A 19,576-nucleotide genomic window follows, 5' to 3' on the forward strand; every position below is an offset into this window, starting at 1 on the left:
ATCGACGAAAAAGGGCGATCGGGAACAAAGCACCGCAGGAGCAGAGAATGAAAAAGGTCTATTCGGACGCGGTAGGTGCCCTCACCGGACTGTTGCGGGATGGAATGACTGTCATGGCCGGTGGCTATGTGGCATTCCGGAGGTGCTTATCGAGGCAGTGCGACTTTCGGGCGTAAAGGGTTTGACCGTTGTATCGAACAACGCGGGCATTGACGGCGTTGGGCTTGGTGTTCTTCTTGATACACGACAGATCAAGAAGATGATCTCCTCTTATGTCGGTGAGAACAAAGCGTTCGCACGGCAGTATCTAGCAGGCGAGCTGGAAATTGAATTCAATCCCCAGGGAACGCTTGCGGAGCGTGTTCGCGCAGGAGGGGCCGGTATTCCGGCGTTCTACACGAAAACGGGGGTAGGCACGGTCGTCGCTGAAGGTAAGGAATTGCGCGAATTCAACGGCGAAACCTATGTGATGGAGCAAGGCATCGTTGCTGATCTCGCTCTCGTCCACGCTTGGAAGGGCGACACGGAAGGCAACCTTGTCTACCGGAAGACGGCGCGTAATTTCAATCCGGTGATGGCGACCGCTGCGAAGGTAACGGTCGCAGAGGTCGAGCATCTTGTCGACTCTGACGAGATCAATGCCGACCATGTCGTTACGCCTGGCATTTACGTTCAACGGATAGTCCATGTGCCGAATATCCGGAAATGTATAGAGCAACGCACGACGCGCGACCGGCACGCGGCCTAGGAGAGCATCATGCCCTGGAACCGCGAACAAATGGCCGCGCGGGCTGCCAAAGAACTCGGCGACGGATTCTATGTGAATCTCGGTATCGGCATTCCGACCCTGGTGGCGAATTACATTCCCGCGGGGCTTAGCGTTCAGCTTCAGAGCGAGAATGGTATGCTCGGTATGGGACCGTTTCCGTATACAGGGGAAGAAGACGCCGATCTCATCAACGCCGGCAAGCAGACGATTACGGAATTGCCGACGACGAGTTATTTCTCGAGTGCTGACAGTTTTGCGATGATTCGTGGCGGTCATGTCGATCTCTCTATCCTCGGTGCCATGCAGGTTTCAGAGAACGGCGACCTAGCGAACTGGATGATTCCCGGCAAAATGGTCAAAGGAATGGGTGGGGCTATGGACCTCGTCGCCGGCGTCAAAAAGGTCGTCGTCGTCATGGAGCACGTGGCGAAGGCCAAAGATGGCGCGCTGGATCCTAAGCTCTTGAAAGTCTGCAGTCTGCCGCTGACTGGAAAGAGCGTGGTCGACATGGTCATCACGGATCTTGGCGTCTTTTCGATTGATAAAAAGAACGGAGGGATGGCCCTTGTTGAACTCGCTCCCGGGGTGATGCTCGAGGAGATCACCGCCAAAACCGGAGCGAGCTTTCGCTCCGCGCTTGGATAAGTGGCGTAAGAGTGTCTCAGTGTCTACCTCGCTCCGCACGTGGTTCGGTAGGTTGCCGAAAGGCAACGCCCCGAAAGCCAATCTTGAAAATTCCCGCCGCACTCGATCCGTCCGACAATCCCGAACAAGATCATCGCTTGTCTAGCCGCCCCAGCAGCATGAGCATTATCAGGCCAAAGAGATGCGTAAGTCGATCAGGAACTGCGGACGCGCATCTGTGTACATCGCTCGGGTATTTCGTATCAGTCGCTCACAAGGATTGGGGTCGATATCGCGACAGCAATTCCCGGAGTAGACGTCGAGTTTTGTGAAAACCATGAATGGCTCAGTTATGAAGATTGCGATTGCCAAAGAAATCGATCCGTCGGAGCCGCGGGTTGCCGCTTCGCCTGATACGGTCAAGAAGTTCAAAGCGTTGGGCGCCGAAGTCGCGATTGAGCCTGGCGCCGGCATGAAGTCCGGCCTGCCGGATTCCGAGTTCACCGCCGCCGGTGCCACCGTCAGGGCCGATGCGCTCAAGGACGCGGATATCATCATCAAGGTGAAGCGCCCGGAGGCGTCCGAGCTTTCGCAGTACAAGCGCGGCGCGCTCGTCATCGCCATCATGGATCCCTATGGCAACGAGGCTGCGCTGAGGGCTATGGCCGATGCCGGCGTTGCTGCCTTCGCGATGGAATTGATGCCGCGCATCACCCGCGCGCAGGTGATGGACGTGCTGTCCTCGCAGGCCAACCTTGCGGGCTACCGCGCCGTGATCGAGGGCGCCGAGGCGTTCGGCCGCGCCTTCCCGATGATGATGACCGCGGCGGGCACGGTTCCCGCCGCGAAGGTGTTTGTGATGGGCGTCGGCGTCGCCGGCCTCCAGGCGATCGCGACCGCGCGCCGCCTCGGCGCGGTGGTCACCGCAACCGACGTCCGGCCCGCGACCAAGGAGCAGGTGGAATCGCTCGGTGCAAAATTCCTCGCCGTCGAGGACGAGGAGTTCAGGAACGCGCAGACCGCCGGCGGCTACGCCAAGGAAATGTCGAAAGAGTATCAGGCCAAGCAGGCCGCGCTCACCGCCGAGCACATCAAGAAGCAGGACATCGTGATCACCACCGCGCTGATTCCAGGCCGGCCGGCGCCGAAGCTCGTCAGCGCCGACATGGTCAAATCGATGAGGCCGGGTTCGGTGCTGGTCGATCTTGCTGTCGAGCGCGGCGGCAATGTCGAGGGCGCCAAGGCCGGCGAGGTCGTCGACCTCGATGGCATCAAGATCGTCGGCTACACTAACGTCGCCGGCCGCGTCGCGGCCTCGGCCTCCAGCCTCTATGCCCGCAATCTGTTCTCCTTCATCGAGACCATGATCGACAAGAAGGAGAAGAAGCTCGCCGTGAACTGGGACGACGAGCTCGTCAAGGCCAGCGCCCTCACCAAGGACGGCGCCGTGATCCACCCGAACTTCCAGCCGAAGGTTTAAGGAGACCCGTCATGGAGCATGCTGCACAGGTCGTCGACCCCTTCATCTTCCGGCTGTCGATCTTCGTCCTCGCCGTTTTCGTCGGCTATTTCGTGGTCTGGTCGGTGACGCCGGCGCTGCACACGCCGCTGATGAGCGTCACCAACGCGATCTCCTCGGTGATCGTGGTCGGCGCGCTGCTCGCGGTCGGCGTCGGCATGGTTTCGAGCGGCTCGGGCTGGGCGCGCGGCTTCGGCTTCGTTGCGCTCATCTTCGCCTGCGTGAACATTTTTGGCGGCTTCCTTGTCACCCAGCGCATGCTGGCGATGTACAAGAAGAAGTCGAAGTAAGCGGCCACCTCGGGCTGAAGGGATCAATGGGGACCTGAGATGAGCGCCAATCTCTCTGCATTCTTGTATCTCGTGGCGGGGGTGCTGTTCATCCTGTCGCTACGCGGGCTGTCGAGCCCGGCATCGTCGCGCCAGGGCAATCTGTTCGGCATGATCGGCATGGCGATCGCGGTCGCCACCACGCTTGCCAGCCATCCGCCGGCGGACGGCCTCGCCTGGGTGCTCGTCATCGTCGGTATCGCCATCGGCGGCGCGATTGGCGCGGTCGTCGCCCGCCGTGTTCCGATGACCTCGATGCCGGAGCTGGTCGCCGCCTTCCACTCGCTGGTCGGCATGGCCGCGGTGCTGGTCGCCGCCGGCGCGTTCTATGCGCCCGAGGCTTTCGATATCGGTACGCCCGGCAATATCCACACCCAGAGCCTCGTCGAAATGTCGCTCGGCGTCGCCATCGGCGCGCTGACCTTCACCGGCTCGGTGATCGCATTCCTCAAGCTGTCGGCAAGGATGAGCGGCGCTCCGATCATCCTGCCGGCCCGCCACATTATCAACATCGCGCTCGCGGTGGCGCTGGTGTTCTTCATCATCGGCCTGGTGCTGTCCGGAAGTGCATTTGACTTCTGGATGATCACCATCCTGGCGCTGGCCCTCGGCGTGCTCATGATCATCCCGATCGGCGGCGCCGACATGCCGGTCGTGATCTCGATGCTGAACTCCTACTCCGGCTGGGCCGCGGCCGGCATCGGCTTCACGCTCGGCAACTCCGCGCTGATCATCACCGGCGCGCTGGTCGGCTCCTCGGGCGCGATCCTGTCCTACATCATGTGCCACGCGATGAACCGGTCCTTCATCTCGGTCATTCTCGGCGGCTTCGGCGGCGAGACCGCCGCGGCCGGCGGCGGTACGGGCGAGCAGAAGCCCGCCAAGCTCGGCTCGGCCGACGATGCCGCCTTCATCATGAAGAACGCCTCCAAGGTCATCATCGTGCCCGGCTACGGCATGGCGGTGGCGCAGGCCCAGCACGCGCTGCACGAGATGGCCGACATCCTGAAGAAGGAAGGCGTCGAGGTGAAGTACGCCATTCACCCGGTCGCGGGTCGCATGCCGGGCCACATGAACGTGCTGCTGGCCGAAGCCAACGTCCCCTATGATGAGGTATTCGAGCTCGAAGACATCAACTCCGAATTCGCGCAGGCCGATATCGCCTTCGCGATCGGTGCCAACGACGTCACCAACCCGGCGGCCGAAGAGGACAAGACCTCACCGATCTACGGCATGCCGGTGCTCCAGGTCTGGAAGGCCGGCACGGTGATGTTCATCAAGCGCTCGCTGGCCTCCGGCTACGCCGGCATCGACAATCCGCTGTTCTACCGTGACAACACCATGATGCTGCTCGGCGACGCCAAGAAGGTCACCGAGAACATCGTCAAGGCGATGTAGTCCGACCGACCGGCCTTTGTCGCGCTTGGACCAAAGATGAGTGACCAAGCGCCAACTGTCTCTTCTAGAATGCGAATGCCTACTACCGGTTTCTGCCTGCCAAGTGTTTGCGCAGACGACGTTGAGTCGCGTCCCCCCGACTCCGGTGAAGAACTGGAGAATACTTCTGCATCTGCAGCTGCAATCTTCAGAATTCGTGCCGCGGTCTTGCCGTGCAGGCTTCTAAGCTTTTCTGCAACAGGAGACTGGCTCGATGAAAAGAGTTCTTGGAGTCTACAGCAATCCAAAGCCATATTGGCTAGGCGATGGTTTTCCCGTACGCTCATTTCTGTATTATCAAAATCAGAATCTCGGCACGCAAATCACACCATTCCTGCTCCTCCAATACGCCGGTCCGCACCACTTCGAACCTAGGACGGTCCCGCGCGGTATTGGCCCCCACCCGCATCGAGGCTTCGAAACGGTCACGATCGTTTACGACGGTGGGGTCGCACATCGAGACTCGATGGGCAACTATGGCATCATCGGTCCGGGAGACGTCGAGTGGACGACCGCCGGCCGCGGCATCATCCATGATGAGTTTCACTCGCCCCAATTCACGAAGACGGGTGGCCCCTTTCGAATGATCCAGCTCTGGATCAACTTGCCAGCAAAAGATAAGCGAGCGCGTCCGGCGTACCAATCGATCGTGTCGGCCGAGATCCCTGAAGTCGAGCTGCTTGGAAGCGATGGAAAAGTGCGGGTCATTGCCGGAGTGTTCGGCGGAAGGAGGGGCCCGGCCAAGACTTTCACCTCCATCAACGTATGGGATGTTCGATTGAACGCGGACGCTTCGGTGACCTTGGATGTTCCCGACAAACACAACAGCGCTGTCATCGTGGTCTCCGGTCGCATCAAGTTAGCAGGCTCTCGGGCAGCCAGCGAAGCCGAAATGGTGCTTCTTTCGAAGGATGGAGCGGGCGTCGCTCTACATGCAGAGAGCGATGCGGTGGTCCTCGTACTTACAGGAGAACCGATTGACGAGCCGATCGCCGGATACGGACCGGTCATTATGAACACCGAGGCCGAAATCCAGGAGGCTTTCGAAGACCTAAGATCAGGGCGTTTCGGCGGGCCTGCCAATGCGTCGCCTCTTTAAAGGCGGTGCTCCGGACAGGATTCGGCCTTGGGGAAGAGATTGGAGGTAGCATTCGAGCTGGCAGGCCACGCTTTGCGAACTCGGTGTTCGGCGTTGTCGAACCATTTTCGTGGCGCGGCCAAATCGTAATTCGATCTGGTTCTGCCGTTACACGGTGCTCGCCCTGTTGTCGCGTCAGATAACTATACGAAAATCCGCAGGAAATTACTTTGTGCATCTCTTTGGTTGTTCTGAGTCCTCCTACAACGGGACCTACCTTTGGGGGGCTACATAGGATGCACCAAGCAGTTTCGCCTGCAAACTTGCTGCATCGCAGCGGCAATGGATTTACAGAAGCACTTGTCTTTCCATCGCCATTCGCTTTGACTTGGCCCCGATCAACGGTCTGCCTTCGGGACAGTCATGGCATCGAAACCGGTATTTGGAATCGAGGACACGCACGGTATCCTGCAGCAGTTCAAGGCTGACATTCGCGGCTCAAGCGAAGGGCTTAACTGGTCTTCCGCGTTTGCCTCGGTACAACGCGAGCGGCCTTACGAGGGAAAGCTGCGTCCCATTCCCCATGGCCTCATGGTTCTGCATCGCGACGGCCCAGTCGACATCACTTATACAATCGGAGGCAAAACCTTCGCGCGCCAGGTTCACCCGGGAGGAGTCTTTTTCTTGCCGGGGGACTACGAGTGCGACGCCAACCTGATTGGGCCACTGGATTCGACGCACATCTACCTACGTTCGGATCTCTTCTGCCATCCCGAGACAGCACAAAACCTGATATGCGGCGTAGCTCCGCTCTTGGGTGAGCCGGATGCCGTGCTTCAGCATCTCGCCACCGCGATCGGCGACACTATCACAGGTCGATTGCCCGCATCGCAGTTATTCATCGAGCCGATTGCGAACGCGATCGCTAAGCGGCTAATTGCCATCAACTACAATAATTCTACGCCTGAAGTCGGAAAGACGTCGCACCATCGACTCACTTTTCGCCAGATGCAGCGTATACGCGAGTTCGTCGAAGCTAATCTTGACGCCGACATCCGACTGGAGACGCTCGCCTCGCTCTGCGGTCGCAGCAGGGTATACTTCATACGCTTGTTCAAGGCGACGACAGGCATGTCGCCTTATCAATATGTACTCAACCTGAGGGTCGAGCATGCCAAGATGCTGCTCGCTGATGATACGAAAAGCATAGCGGATATTGCATTCGCCTGCGGCTTCACGCACCAGGAGCACCTGACGCGAATTTTCCGTCGCTTCACGGGCGTGACCCCGGCCCGATTTCGGCGGATCCGATAGGACTTCGAATCTCGTGCAGAACTCGTCGCTCAGGGCGACTGTCGCTCGGCGGTCCTTTCATAACAAAGAGAGCACCTCCGAATAACAGAGAGCGCCATGAGCGTTTGAGCGGCCTTCGACTAAGAGTCTGACTGGGTGAATCGTAGCAGTCTTGCACAGCTTTCCATGCGCGAAGATTCGTCCGAGAGAGTTCTTCTTGGAACTCATGATATTTTGCGTAGTTCTTACGCTCACGCTCGACCTGCACCAGCGGTCCTCTGCAGCCAGAAAACCGAAAGCCGCCCGATCTCGCGCTCGAGAGCTTGGAGGCGTCCTGCACACCCGCTTGTCGATATCTGCGGGGATCGCCTCGAAATCGAGGTTGCAAGCAACATTCTTCGCTCGTGGCTTTGCCGAGGCTAGAGTCGACGGAGCTTTGCCTTACCAGAGAGTCATCAAGACACGCTTAGTCCGACGGCCAGTTGCGCTGTGCTGGAGGTCGCGGCCTCGCGGCTTTATCCAGATTGATGCTCAATTCGCCTTCAGTCAGCAGACGCATCGCCATGCGGCAATCGTCCTCAAAGAGGATACTACCATTGCGCACTACCGCGACCTCAGAGTGGAGCTCATGGCTTCGGCCGGCGAGATCGCTCAATTGCACCATCGCTTGCGCCTGGCCGGATGGTTTTGTGAAAAGACGGTCAGCGAGGACCAGGGTCTGATCGGCGACGACGACATAGCGGCCGACATGCTGTGCCGAAACGCTTTCGCCTATGCGCGCGCTATCACGGCAGGGGATCGAAGTACTCAGGGCTCGAGGTGCACGCTGAAATTGGCTTGAAATACCGAAAGGCCAGATCGATCGCTAAGATCTTGTTTTCGGCCTCACCAAGATTGCCTCATCAATCTAAAGCCTGCTTCCCCAATCTGACCTGCACACTGTCGGACCGAGACTCAGGCCGGTGCAACCTTCTTTTGTGGTCCAACGACGGTGGTTCATAAAGCAGCGCCGCTGCGAAGGCGGAGATGCCCGCATTACTATAGATATGAAATACAGATTCTAGTATTTCAGATGCAAGTTATCGTATTACTGTGGTTCAACGAGCTCATATCAAGTGAAATAGAGTAATTGTGTGATTCTAGTGTTGAAACGACGCGGACTGCGTGGCGATAATTCTCGTCGTCGGATCGATCCAAAAACTCCAACTGTTCTGGACGATCTCGTGCTGGGGCCCTGGGACGGCCACGTTTTTCTTGCGACGCAAAGGGGACGTCATGAAAATCTCAGCTGGTGTTGCCGCAGCTGCGCTCATTTCAACGCTGTCGTCGGCTCATGCGTACGAATTTGGCTATCCAGGTTGGGCACAAAAGCCAGGTGTAGTGCTCGGCAACGCGGCGTCGGCGCCCCCGCCTGGCCTCTATATGTTCAATCAAGTTTTCACGTATCAATCGAACATCGTGGGGCCGGGCGCTCCCGACTTGGGAGGGAGGGCCACTCCGGTTCACGCCGCCGTTGAAGCGTCAGGTTTTCTTTGGGTGCCTGGCTGGACGTTCTTGGGCGGCACCTACGACGCCGTTATCGTGCAGCCATTTATCATGGCCGACGTCGGCTCGCCGGTGAACATCCAGCAGGCCGGCATGCACAACACGTATATCGTTCCCGCGGAATTGAGCTGGAAGTTAGGCGATAGCGGATTCTTCGTCAAAGCGGGACTAGGCATCTATGTGCCGGATGGCACTACCAAAGGTGTGAATGGACTGGATAGCGTAGGAAATCCGTGGTGGACCTTTCAGCCAGAATTCGTTGTTTCTTATCTGAAAGATGGATGGAACCTGACGGCAAATATTTTTCAAGAGGTAAATACACGAAGCAGCCTCACGAAATACAAGAGCGGCGATGTCCTGCATGCAGAGTTTACTGCGACGAAGACTATCGGAAACTGGACTTTGGGCCCTGTCGGCTACTACGCGGGCCAAATCACAAACGACCAATCCAGCTCGTTCTACGGTGGCGCAATTAATGTCAATCGCTACGACATTTGGGCGGCAGGCGCTCTGGTAGGTTACAACTTCGGACCTGCTACGCTCAACGTTTGGGCCCTCGACGAGTTCTCCTCCCGCGCAAGGGGAGGAATTGCCGTTGCCGACACGGCTACGATAACAAAGGGGTGGAGTGTTTTCGCGAGCCTGAGCTATCGGCTATGGGCTCCCGATGAAGGGACGGCGGCACCCAAGAGGCCTCACTTCAGCAAATAGGACACCTCCCAACTGAGGCGCTACAGGCGCCTCGTTTTTTTGGTGCGCGAGCTCTCGCCGCACGACGTACGCAGGCATCATGCGTAGGGTACCGCTCAGGCCAGTCTAGCCCGGCCTTTGCATTAAGGATCGTCGCTGTGAGCGCGTTGAAGATGGCATTATCCGTGTGCACAAATTTCGCTGAGGACCGCAGTGGCGCTTCGTCTATTGCATCGTCCAAACATCTCTGGTTCGCTGAAACAGGTGCGCTGCACTGCGCCTTGATGTTTTCTGAACGATTCGCAAATTGCGGATCACCTCGAGTACTGATCAGACTGGGATGGCATGAGGAGCTGGGTGCTGTCGGTCTCGAAGGCGGTTGTATCCGTCGCCCCGCTCGGTGCCTCAAATTGACAGCGAGCTCAGAATTGCTCGCCTGAGACCAGATATTGGAAGGCGCAATCGAATGCTTGAAGTCATTGCCCAGCTTGAAGAACGTCGTGCCGGCGCAAAGCTCGGCGGCGGGGAGAAGCGCATCGAGGCGCAGCACGCCCGTGGCAAGCTGACCGCGCGCGAGCGCATCGAGCTTCTGCTCGACAAGGGATCGTTCGAGGAGTTCGACATGTTCGTCGAGCACCGTTCCACCGAGTTCGGCATGGAGAAGACCAAGGTGCCCGGCGACGGCGTCGTCACCGGCTGGGGCACCGTCAATGGCCGCAAGACCTTTGTGTTCGCCAAGGACTTCACGGTGTTCGGCGGCTCGCTGTCCGAGACCCACGCGTTGAAGATCACCAAGCTTCAGGACATGGCGATGAAGGCGCGGGCGCCCATCATCGGCCTTTACGACGCCGGCGGTGCCCGCATCCAGGAGGGCGTCGCCGCGCTCGCCGGCTATTCCTATGTGTTCCGCCGCAACGTGCTCGCCTCAGGCGTGATTCCGCAGATCTCCGTCATCATGGGCCCCTGCGCCGGCGGCGACGTCTATTCGCCGGCGATGACCGACTTCATCTTCATGGTGAAGAACACCTCTTACATGTTCGTCACCGGCCCCGATGTCGTGAAGACCGTGACCAATGAGGTCGTCACCGCCGAGGAACTCGGCGGCGCCTCGGTGCACGCAACGCGCTCCTCGATCGCGGACGGTGCCTTCGAGAGCGACGTCGAGACGCTCTTGCAGATGCGGCGCCTGATCGACTTCCTGCCCTCCAACAACACTGACGGCGTGCCGGAATGGCCGAGCTTCGATGACATCGAGCGGGTCGACATGTCGCTCGACACGCTGATCCCCGACAATCCGAACAAGCCCTATGACATGAAGGAGCTAATCCTCAAGGTCGTGGACGAGGGTGACTTCTTCGAGATCGCGGAAGCCTTCGCCAAGAACATCGTCACCGGGTTTGGCCGCATTGCGGGGCGCACGGTCGGCTTCGTCGCCAACCAGCCGATGGTGCTCGCCGGCGTGCTCGACAGCGACGCCTCGCGCAAAGCGGCGCGCTTCGTCCGCTTCTGCGACGCCTTCAACATCCCGATCGTCACCTTCGTCGACGTGCCGGGCTTCCTGCCAGGGACCGCGCAGGAATATGGCGGCCTGATCAAGCACGGCGCCAAGCTCTTGTTCGCGTACTCGCAGTGCACCGTGCCGCTGGTCACCATCATTACCCGCAAGGCCTATGGCGGCGCCTTCGACGTCATGGCCTCCAAGGAGATCGGCGCCGACATGAACTACGCCTGGCCGACCGCCCAGATCGCGGTGATGGGCGCCAAGGGCGCGGTCGAGATCATCTTCCGCTCCGACCTCGGCGATCCCGAGAAGATCGCCGCCCGCACCGAGGAATACGAAGACCGGTTCCTGTCGCCCTTCATCGCCGCCGAGCGCGGCTATATCGACGACGTCATCATGCCGCATTCGACGCGGAAGCGGATCGCGCGGGCGCTGGCGATGCTGAAGGACAAGAGGGTGGAGGCCCCGGTCAAGAAGCACGACAATTTGCCCTTGTGAGAATAACAGTGCTTAAGAAGATTCTGATCGCCAACCGCGGCGAAATCGCCTGCCGGGTCATCAAGACCGCCCGCAAGATGGGAATTCAGACGGTTGCGGTCTATTCCGAGGCCGACCGCGATGCCCTCCATGTCGAGATGGCCGATGAGGCGGTGCTGATCGGCCCGCCGGCTGCGGCCGAGAGCTACCTGGTGATCGAGAAGATCGTCGAGGCCTGCCGCAAGACCGGCGCCGAAGCGGTCCATCCCGGCTACGGCTTCCTGTCCGAGCGCGAGGCGTTTCCGCGCGCGCTGGAGGCGGCCGGCATCGTCTTCATCGGTCCGAACCCCGGCGCGATCGCTGCGATGGGCGACAAGATCGAGTCCAAGAAGGCCGCGGCGAAGGCCAAGGTCTCGACCGTGCCCGGCTATCTCGGCGTCATCGAGGACGACAAGCATGCGGTCAGGATCGCCGACGAGATCGGCTATCCCGTGATGATCAAGGCCTCCGCCGGCGGCGGCGGCAAAGGCATGCGCATCGCGCATTCGAAGGCCGAGGTCGCCGAGGGCTTCAACCTGGCCAAGGCCGAGGCCAAGGCCTCGTTCGGCGACGATCGCGTTTTCGTCGAAAAATTCATCGTCGATCCCCGCCACATCGAGATCCAGGTGCTGGGCGACAAGCATGGCAACGTGATCCATCTCGGCGAGCGCGAATGCTCGATCCAGCGCCGCAACCAGAAGGTCATCGAGGAGGCGCCGTCGCCGCTGCTCGATGAAGCCACCCGTCGCAAGATGGGCGAGCAGGCCGTCGCGCTGGCGAAAGCCGTGCACTACGATTCCGCTGGCACCGTCGAGTTCGTCGCCGGCCAGGACAAGAGCTTCTACTTCCTGGAGATGAACACGCGCCTCCAGGTCGAGCATCCCGTCACCGAGCTCGTCACCGGCACCGATCTCGTCGAGCAGATGATCCGCGTCGCCGCCGGCGAGAAGCTCGCCATCGCGCAGAAGGACGTCACGCTCACCGGCTGGGCTGTGGAATCGCGCCTCTATGCCGAAGACCCGTTCCGCAATTTCCTGCCTTCGATCGGACGGCTTGTGAAGTACCGCCCGCCGGCGGAAGCCAGCAAGGACGGCATCACGGTCCGCAACGATACCGGCGTGCAGGAGGGCGGCGAGATCTCGATCCACTACGATCCGATGATCGCAAAGCTCGTCACGCATGCGCCCTCGCGCGCGGCCGCGATCGAAGCGCAGGCGACCGCACTCGACGCGTTCTATATCGACGGCATCCGTCACAACATCCCGTTCCTGTCGGCCTTGATGCATCATCCGCGCTGGCGCGAGGGCCGGCTGTCGACCGGCTTCATCGCCGAGGAATTCCCCAAGGGCTTTGCCGTGCGCGTGCCCGAGGGCGAGGTCGCGCGGCGGATCGCCACGGTTGGCGCTGCCATCGATCACGTGCTCGGGGAGCGCAAGCGGCAGATCTCGGGCCAAATGGGTGGGCGCGTCGTGCAGCGCGAGCGCCGCCGCGCGGTGTGGCTCGACCGCCAGGAGATCTCGCTCGAGGTCGGCCGCGAGGGCGATGCAATCGCGATCCGCTTCGTTGACGCCGAGGGCAAGGTCGGCAACCCGCAGCTGTTGCAGTCGCCGTGGAAGCCGGGCGATCCGGTCTGGCAGGGCACAGTCGACGACCACCTCATTGCGGTGCAGGTGCGCCCGATTGCCAACGGCGTCCGTCTTGCGCATCAGGGCGTCGACGTGCCGGTCTATGTCTGGACCGAATCTGAGGCGGCTTCCGCGCGGCTGATGCCGGTAACGACGGCGTCCGATAGCGGCAAGAAATTGCTCTGCCCGATGCCCGGCCTGATCGTCTCGATCGCGGTGAGCGAAGGGCAGGAGGTCAAGGCCGGCGAGACGCTCGCGGTCGTCGAAGCCATGAAGATGCAGAACGTGCTGCGCGCCGAGCAGGACGGCACCGTGAAGAAGATCCACGCCATCGTCGGCGCGACGCTCGCCGTGGACGCGCTGATCTTGGAGTTTGCTTAGAGTGCCACCAGAGCCGCCGTGTCTACCTAATCATCGGGTTGCTGACGACTGTCAGGTTTCGGATCGTATTAGTGAGGGCTGAGATGAGTTCGTCTGATCTGTCGCTGGCGGCTGAGTTTCGGCAATCGCAGTATGACGACTGGCGCAAGCTGGTCAACGAGGTGCTGAAAGGAGCGCCGTTCGAGAGGCTGATCAATAAGACCTACGATGGGCTCGCGATGGATCCCTTGTACGAGCGGGCTCAGGATTTCGTACCGCTGGTAGGGCGCCCGGCCGCGGCGCCTTGGCAGATCGTGCAACGGATCGACCACCCGGACCCGGCGATGGCCAATGCGCAGGCACTTCAGGATCTGAAGAATGGGGCGACAGGCCTATCGCTCGTTTTCGCGGGAGGCAATGGCAGCCACGGCTTCGGTCTGGATCAAACGGCCAGCGTGGTCGCACGAGCATTGAAGGACGTTCACCTGGATGCTGGCATCGGCATCGAACTTCAGGTTGGCAAGCACTCGCGCAAGGCCGCAATTCACGTTGCCGAGTATGTAGATGCAGTTGGTCTCGATCCCGGGGCCTGCGACATCCGCTTCGGGCTCGATCCCTTAGGCGCGTGCGCAGTCCAGGGCCAAAGCTCATATACTTGGGACGAAATTGCACGGTCCGTGACCAGCGTGGTCAACGGGCTTGTAGCGCTCGGCTTCAGGGGGCCCTTCGCCTCAAGCGATGGGCGGGTAATCCACAATTCCGGCGGATCGGAAGTGCAGGAGCTCGCCTTCGTGCTTGCCTCCAGCGTCGCATATTTGCACGCTATGGAGGCCGCCCGCATTCCACTGGAGCAGGCGCAAGGCGGCATCTATGCGCGGCTTGCCGCAGATGCCGACCAGTTCCTGACGATGGCAAAATTCCGCGCCCTGCGACTGCTCTGGGCGCGCATTGAGCAGGCCTGCGGCCTAACGCCGAAGCCGCTGTTTATCGCCGCCGAGACTGCCTGGCGGATGCTGACGCAGCGCGACCCTTACGTGAACATGCTGCGCGCGACCATCGCGACATTTGCCGCAGGCGTCGCCGGCGCCAACGCGATCACCGTACTACCGCATACGCTGGCGCTCGGGCTACCCGATCCGTTCGCGCGGCGCGTGGCGCGCAACACGCAGCTTTTGCTGCTGGAAGAGAGCAACCTCGCCAAGGTCAGCGATCCCGCCGCCGGCGCCGGCGGCATCGAGACGCTGACGGCGCAGCTCTGCGACGCAGCCTGGGCGCTGTTCCAGGAGAGCGAGAAGGCCGGTGGCGCCTTCGCAGCACTTCAGCAGGGACTGTTCCAGGGGAAGGTCGCGGCGACGCGAAATGCGCGCGCGGCCAACATCGCCAAGCGACGCGAAGTCCTGACCGGCGCCAGCGAGTTTCCGAACCTGAATGAGAGCGAGACGGCGGTGCTGAAGACGACGCCCGTCGCGCTCGCGCCTTGTGGCGAGGCCAAATACAAATTCGATGCCCTCGCGCCGATCCGGCTGGCGCAACCGTTCGAAGAGCTGCGCGACAAATCCGATGCGGCGCTGAAGGCGCGCGGCACGCGGCCCAGCGTGTTCCTAGCCAATCTCGGCACGCCTGCCGATTTCACGGCGCGCGCGACCTTTGCGAAAAGCTTCTTCGAGGCCGGCGGCATCCAGGCCGTCGAGAGCGAAGGCTTTGCCGATCCGGCCGAGCTGGTGGCCGCCTTCAAGGCCTCCGGCGCTGCGCTGGCCTGCCTCTGTTCCAGCGACAAGGTCTATGCCGGTCAGGCGGAACCGGCCGCCCGGGCGCTGCAAACGGTGGGCGGCCGCCATATCTATCTGGCAGGCCGCCCGACCGATGGCGAGGCGGCGCTGCGCGCGGCCGGCGTCACGGGCTTTGTCTTCGCCGGAGGCGACGCGCTTGCGACGCTGCAAGACGCCTATCGACGGATGGAGCAGCCATGACTGAAACCGGCAAACCCGTTCTCACCGGCGGCTGCCAATGCGGTGCCGTGCGCTTTGCAGTCATGACGGCACCGACCAGGATTTCGATCTGCCATTGCCGGATGTGCCAGAAGGCGAGCGGCGCGCCGTTCGCCTCCTTTGCCGATATCAACAAGACGGACTTTGCCTGGACGAAGGGACAGCCCTCATTCTTCCGCTCTTCCACCATCGCCGAGCGTGGCTTTTGCGCCGGCTGCGGCACGCCACTGAGTTTTGGCCGCATCGACGGCGACCGGATCGAGATCATGACCGGTACCTTCGACCACCCCGACCGCGTCATCCCGACGCGGCAGTTCGGCACCGAATCCCGCCTCGGCTGGGTGGTCGGCATCGCCAACCTGCCGAGCCAGACCACGCAGCAGAATTACGGACCGGAGAAGATGGCGACCATCGTCAGCTATCAGCATCCGGATCATGATTGAGTGCTTTTGATATGATTGAAGCCATGAGCCGCATTCCCAATTTCGCCGACGTCGCCTTCGACCGGACCGCCCCCGCTGCGCCAGCCGGCAGCGCCGAGCCGTGGCTGACGCCCGAGGGCATTCTGGTGAAGCCCGTCTATGGCGAGGCGGATCTCGCCGGGCTCGATTTCCTCGAGACCTATCCGGGCATCGCGCCGTTCCTGCGCGGGCCCTACCCGACCATGTACGTCAACCAGCCCTGGACCGTCAGGCAATATGCCGGCTTCTCGACGGCTGAGGATTCCAACGCGTTCTACCGCCGCAACCTCGCGGCGGGGCAGAAAGGCCTCTCGGTCGCCTTCGATCTCGCCACCCATCGCGGCTATGACTCTGATCATCCGCGCGTCGGCGGCGACGTCGGCATGGCCGGCGTTGCCATCGATTCCATCTACGACATGCGCACACTGTTCGCGGGCATCCCGCTCGACCAGATGAGCGTGTCCATGACCATGAACGGCGCGGTGCTGCCGATCCTCGCGCTGTTCGTGGTGGCGGCCGAGGAACAGGGCGTGCCGCCGGAGAAACTGTCGGGCACCATTCAGAACGACATTCTGAAAGAGTTCATGGTGCGCAACACCTACATCTATCCACCCTCGCCATCGATGCGGATCATCTCCGACATCTTCGCCTTCACATCGCAGCGGATGCCGAAATTCAATTCGATCTCGATCTCCGGCTATCACATGCAGGAGGCCGGCGCGACGCAGGATCTCGAGCTCGCCTATACGCTTGCCGACGGTGTCGAATATCTTCGCGCCGGCCTTGCCGCCGGCCTCGACGTCGACCGTTTCGCGCCGCGGCTGTCGTTCTTCTGGGCGATCGGCATGAACTTCTTCATGGAAGTCGCCAAGATGCGCGCCGCTCGGCTGCTCTGGGCCAAGCTGCTCAAGCCGTTCGGTCCGAAGGACCCGCGCTCGCTTTCTCTGCGCACCCATTGCCAGACCTCGGGCTGGTCGCTGACCGCGCAGGACGTCTTCAACAATGTGATGCGCACGACAGTGGAGGCGATGGCGGCCACCCAAGGCCACACTCAGTCGCTGCACACCAACGCGCTCGACGAAGCGCTGGCCTTGCCGACCGATTTCTCGGCGCGCATCGCCCGCAACACCCAGCTGTTCCTGCAGCAGGAGAGCGGCACCACCCGCATCATCGATCCCTGGGGCGGCTCCTATTACGTCGAGCGTCTGACGCGCGACCTCGCGGCCAAGGCGTGGGGCCACATCCAGGAGATTGAGGAACTCGGCGGCATGGCCAAGGCGATCGAGGCCGGCGTGCCCAAGCTGCGCATCGAGGAGGCCTCGGCCAAGACCCAGGCGCGGATCGACGCCGGCAAGCAGGCGGTGATCGGCGTCAACAAGTACAAGCCGACCGACGAGGTCCCGATCGAGATCCTGAAGGTCGACAACACCAATGTCCGTCGCCTTCAGATCGACAAGCTGAGGCGGCTGAGGGCCGAGCGCAACCAGAAGGACGTCGATGCCGCGCTCGCTGCGCTGACGCGGTCGGCCAGCGAAGGCAACGGCAATCTGCTCGGGCTCGCGATCGACGCAGCTCGCGCGAAGGCGACCGTCGGCGAGATTTCCGACGCGATGGAAAAGGTGTTCGGCCGACACCGCGCCGAGATCAAATCCATCACCGGCGTCTACAAGCGGGAGGCGTCCAGCATGGGCAACCAGGTCGAGAAGGTTCAGGCGCTGATCGATGCGTTCGAGGAAGCCGAGGGCCGCCGACCACGCATCCTGGTCGCGAAGATTGGCCAGGACGGGCACGACCGGGGCCAGAAGGTGATTGCATCGGCCTTCGCCGATATCGGTTTCGACGTCGACATCGGACCGCTCTTTGCCACCGCCGACGAGGCCGCACGGCAGGCGGTCGAGAACGACGTCCACATCCTCGGCGTCTCCTCGCTCGCGGCTGCCCACCTCACCGCCGTGCCGGAATTGAAGGCCGCGCTGAAGCAGCAGGGCCGCGACGACATCATGATCATCGTCGGCGGGGTAGTGCCGCCGCAGGATTACGATGCGCTCTACGCGGCCGGCGCCGAGGCCATCTTCCCACCCGGCACGGTGATCGCGGACGCGGCCGAGGAGCTGATCCACAAGCTGAATGCTCGGCTCGGCCATAGCGAGGCAGCATAGATGTCGAGCCCATCTAAGGCACACGCAGTGCAATCGAAGGCCACCATGACGACCATCGATCGACTTCGTCACGAGATAGGTCAGATGCGCCTTCAGCTTGGACGGCACCGAAGGGAGACCTCTCGCCTCCGATGTGCGGGATTAGATGTAGCCGCCACGGAAGCGCTCATAGGTAGGATACAGACTAGAATTAGGGAGTTGTGCGCTCAACGCGATGAATTGAGAAAGGTCGAACCCAGCCCTACGAAGGGTAAAGTCGGTCCACGAAAGTGGTAAGACGTCTCGAGCGCGTACTCGAATAGCCGGAAGTGGTCCAGTACGTGCGCGCCGAGGGACTTCGCGGGCGGCTCTGGTCACCTCGAGAGCCCCAAAACGCGTTTCCAGTGAACAAGTGGGATGCGATGATAGGCCAGGTGGCGGAACCGATGTCGTCAGGGGGCACCCTCGGCATCGCGTCCATCGCCGACATCCCCCCTCTATGACGCCGACCTTGAAGCGCGCGATTGGATTCCCGAATCTGTTGAACCGCTCAAAGACGCGATCGCCCAAGCTGATGGGCTCCTGTTAGCGCCCCCGGAATACAACAACGATATTTCGAGCCTGCTCAAGAATGCTCGACGGGGGCTTCATGTCCAGCCTACGAGATGCCTTCCGCGGAAAGCCCGTCGCCCCGATAGGGCCTCGCCGGGAAGATTCGGAACTGTACTTGCCCAGGATGGCTGGCCTCCGCTCCTGCGCACGCTTTGCGTGACTCCCTGGTTCGCCGGCCGGCTCCTGGTACCAAACGCGCGTGTTCTGTTCGATGCACAACGGAATCTAGTCGATGATGCGATGCGGAACGTCTTCGGACCTTTTTTACCGGATTTGTTCAGTTCGTGAAAAGTCGGACAAGGGAAACGAAATAAACGCGCAATATGCGTTGCGGAAGGGCGCGCCTACTCGACCACGCGAAGTTGAGATGGCTCAAAGCGAACCGCGTTCGGAGGCGTTGAGTTGGCTTCGTACCAAGCGGCATGCGCTCGCGCCGGTGCTCTTACGGTTGCGGAGACCCGGAGTCCTAGGCACTCCGCCCACAGTTGCGACCGCAGACATGGTGTCGGCTCCGAGAGCGACCCGCGGGTACGTTCGAGGAACGAAACCCGGCACTGCGGGTTGGCTGAGCTACCACAGCATTTGGACCGTTTGAGCGCACGATCGGCCCCGGCAACAATACGGCTGCCGGGGCCGATCTGCATTCCAACCTATTCTTCGTTCGGCGCGGCGGCATCGCCGGGCTCGAGCAGGCTGAGCGCGGTCGCTATCTGCGCCAGCAGCCGTTCGATTTCCTCACTTTCGTTCGGTCCAGGATCCCTCTCTAGCCGCTCCATGAGAACCCGCTTGCGCGCAAGCGGCTTTGCCACCATCGACATCGCACCTCCCAGCGTTTGGAACCTACAAACGATTTGGTCCGCCGCCGAGCAACTTGCCAGCCCCGGGTGGGCGTGAGCGGACAAACTGGATCAGGCGGAGCGCTCACCGCGATCGGCCTGGCGGCTGCTTCGCTCTCGGAGCAGCTTGCCGGTCGTGCCGTTCACGAAGTGGAATGCCATGCAGGCCGGCAATGGAAGAATCTCTGTTCGATCGATGATCCAGAACGTCGGCTTGTGGGGAGTGTCCTATTTGGCGGGGGGGGGGCCCCCGTA

The 19,576-nt window shown here is 61.3% G+C and carries 14 protein-coding genes and 1 pseudogene; 14 read left to right on the forward strand and 1 reads right to left on the reverse strand.

All coding sequences use genetic code 11. The annotated features are described in order from the left end of the window. The first annotated feature begins 47 nt into the window (after window positions 1–47). The 14 genes and pseudogenes from MTX21_RS35290 to scpA all read left to right on the forward strand — a co-directional run bounded on the left by MTX21_RS35290 (window position 48) and on the right by scpA (window position 17,894). Window positions 48–748, forward strand: a pseudogene (locus MTX21_RS35290) (CoA transferase subunit A). 9 nt (window positions 749–757) lie between these two features. Beyond that, the gene (locus MTX21_RS35295; protein WP_280969075.1) at window positions 758–1,414 is read left to right on the forward strand and encodes a 3-oxoacid CoA-transferase subunit B; all 657 of its coding nucleotides are present in this window, start codon (window positions 758–760) and stop codon (window positions 1,412–1,414) included. Between the two features lie 331 nt (window positions 1,415–1,745). Next, window positions 1,746–2,873 carry a Re/Si-specific NAD(P)(+) transhydrogenase subunit alpha gene (locus MTX21_RS35300; RefSeq protein ID WP_280969076.1) on the forward strand — a complete coding sequence of 376 codons (1,128 nt, stop codon included), beginning with the start codon at window positions 1,746–1,748 and terminating at the stop codon, window positions 2,871–2,873. An 11-nt stretch (window positions 2,874–2,884) separates the two neighbouring features. Beyond that, complete coding sequence (locus MTX21_RS35305) at window positions 2,885–3,202, forward strand: proton-translocating transhydrogenase family protein (RefSeq protein ID WP_024337650.1); 318 nt, start codon at window positions 2,885–2,887, stop codon at window positions 3,200–3,202. A gap of 39 nt (window positions 3,203–3,241) precedes the next feature. Next, window positions 3,242–4,639 carry an NAD(P)(+) transhydrogenase (Re/Si-specific) subunit beta gene (locus tag MTX21_RS35310; protein ID WP_280969077.1) on the forward strand — a complete coding sequence of 466 codons (1,398 nt, stop codon included), beginning with the start codon at window positions 3,242–3,244 and terminating at the stop codon, window positions 4,637–4,639. 253 nt (window positions 4,640–4,892) lie between these two features. Next, a complete protein-coding gene (locus MTX21_RS35315) occupies window positions 4,893–5,777 on the forward strand; it encodes a pirin family protein (RefSeq protein WP_280969078.1) in 885 nt (294 codons plus the stop codon). A gap of 402 nt (window positions 5,778–6,179) precedes the next feature. After that, window positions 6,180–7,070 carry an AraC family transcriptional regulator gene (locus tag MTX21_RS35320; protein WP_280969079.1) on the forward strand — a complete coding sequence of 297 codons (891 nt, stop codon included), beginning with the start codon at window positions 6,180–6,182 and terminating at the stop codon, window positions 7,068–7,070. 196 nt (window positions 7,071–7,266) lie between these two features. After that, a complete protein-coding gene (locus MTX21_RS35325) occupies window positions 7,267–7,890 on the forward strand; it encodes a hypothetical protein (RefSeq protein WP_280969080.1) in 624 nt (207 codons plus the stop codon). Window positions 7,891–8,324: 434 nt separating this feature from the next. Continuing rightward, window positions 8,325–9,305 carry a transporter gene (locus MTX21_RS35330; RefSeq protein ID WP_280969081.1) on the forward strand — a complete coding sequence of 327 codons (981 nt, stop codon included), beginning with the start codon at window positions 8,325–8,327 and terminating at the stop codon, window positions 9,303–9,305. Between the two features lie 445 nt (window positions 9,306–9,750). After that, the gene (locus tag MTX21_RS35335; protein WP_280969082.1) at window positions 9,751–11,283 is read left to right on the forward strand and encodes an acyl-CoA carboxylase subunit beta; all 1,533 of its coding nucleotides are present in this window, start codon (window positions 9,751–9,753) and stop codon (window positions 11,281–11,283) included. An 8-nt stretch (window positions 11,284–11,291) separates the two neighbouring features. Then, window positions 11,292–13,307, forward strand: a complete 2,016-nt coding sequence (locus tag MTX21_RS35340; RefSeq protein ID WP_280969083.1) for an acetyl/propionyl/methylcrotonyl-CoA carboxylase subunit alpha — start codon at window positions 11,292–11,294, stop codon at window positions 13,305–13,307. An 83-nt stretch (window positions 13,308–13,390) separates the two neighbouring features. After that, complete coding sequence (locus tag MTX21_RS35345; RefSeq protein ID WP_280969084.1) at window positions 13,391–15,256, forward strand: methylmalonyl-CoA mutase family protein; 1,866 nt, start codon at window positions 13,391–13,393, stop codon at window positions 15,254–15,256. Then, window positions 15,253–15,717, forward strand: a complete 465-nt coding sequence (locus MTX21_RS35350) for a GFA family protein (protein WP_122404163.1) — start codon at window positions 15,253–15,255, stop codon at window positions 15,715–15,717. Before MTX21_RS35345 ends, MTX21_RS35350 begins: the two co-directional genes overlap by 4 nt. 23 nt (window positions 15,718–15,740) lie before the next feature. Next, window positions 15,741–17,894 carry a methylmalonyl-CoA mutase gene (gene scpA / locus MTX21_RS35355; protein WP_280971338.1) on the forward strand — a complete coding sequence of 718 codons (2,154 nt, stop codon included), beginning with the start codon at window positions 15,741–15,743 and terminating at the stop codon, window positions 17,892–17,894. A gap of 1,241 nt (window positions 17,895–19,135) precedes the next feature. Here scpA and MTX21_RS35360 read toward each other — a convergent pair. Next, complete coding sequence (locus MTX21_RS35360) at window positions 19,136–19,303, reverse strand: hypothetical protein (RefSeq protein WP_280969086.1); 168 nt, start codon at window positions 19,301–19,303, stop codon at window positions 19,136–19,138. Window positions 19,304–19,576 lie beyond the last annotated feature (273 nt).

The organism is Bradyrhizobium sp. ISRA430 (genome assembly GCF_029909975.1).
Lineage (GTDB): Bacteria > Pseudomonadota > Alphaproteobacteria > Rhizobiales > Xanthobacteraceae > Bradyrhizobium.

What these genes read in the sequence shown, in the direction of transcription:
- MTX21_RS35295 (WP_280969075.1), top strand. Translation starts at nt 758, where the DNA reads ATGCCCTGGAACCGCGAACAAATGGCCGCGCGGGCTGCCAAAGAACTC.
- MTX21_RS35300 (WP_280969076.1), top strand. Translation starts at nt 1,746, where the DNA reads ATGAAGATTGCGATTGCCAAAGAAATCGATCCGTCGGAGCCGCGGGTT.
- MTX21_RS35305 (WP_024337650.1), top strand. Translation starts at nt 2,885, where the DNA reads ATGGAGCATGCTGCACAGGTCGTCGACCCCTTCATCTTCCGGCTGTCG.
- MTX21_RS35310 (WP_280969077.1), top strand. Translation starts at nt 3,242, where the DNA reads ATGAGCGCCAATCTCTCTGCATTCTTGTATCTCGTGGCGGGGGTGCTG.
- MTX21_RS35315 (WP_280969078.1), top strand. Translation starts at nt 4,893, where the DNA reads ATGAAAAGAGTTCTTGGAGTCTACAGCAATCCAAAGCCATATTGGCTA.
- MTX21_RS35320 (WP_280969079.1), top strand. Translation starts at nt 6,180, where the DNA reads ATGGCATCGAAACCGGTATTTGGAATCGAGGACACGCACGGTATCCTG.
- MTX21_RS35330 (WP_280969081.1), top strand. Translation starts at nt 8,325, where the DNA reads ATGAAAATCTCAGCTGGTGTTGCCGCAGCTGCGCTCATTTCAACGCTG.
- MTX21_RS35335 (WP_280969082.1), top strand. Translation starts at nt 9,751, where the DNA reads ATGCTTGAAGTCATTGCCCAGCTTGAAGAACGTCGTGCCGGCGCAAAG.
- MTX21_RS35345 (WP_280969084.1), top strand. Translation starts at nt 13,391, where the DNA reads ATGAGTTCGTCTGATCTGTCGCTGGCGGCTGAGTTTCGGCAATCGCAG.
- MTX21_RS35350 (WP_122404163.1), top strand. Translation starts at nt 15,253, where the DNA reads ATGACTGAAACCGGCAAACCCGTTCTCACCGGCGGCTGCCAATGCGGT.
- scpA (WP_280971338.1), top strand. Translation starts at nt 15,741, where the DNA reads ATGAGCCGCATTCCCAATTTCGCCGACGTCGCCTTCGACCGGACCGCC.
- MTX21_RS35360 (WP_280969086.1), bottom strand. Translation starts at nt 19,303, where the DNA reads ATGTCGATGGTGGCAAAGCCGCTTGCGCGCAAGCGGGTTCTCATGGAG.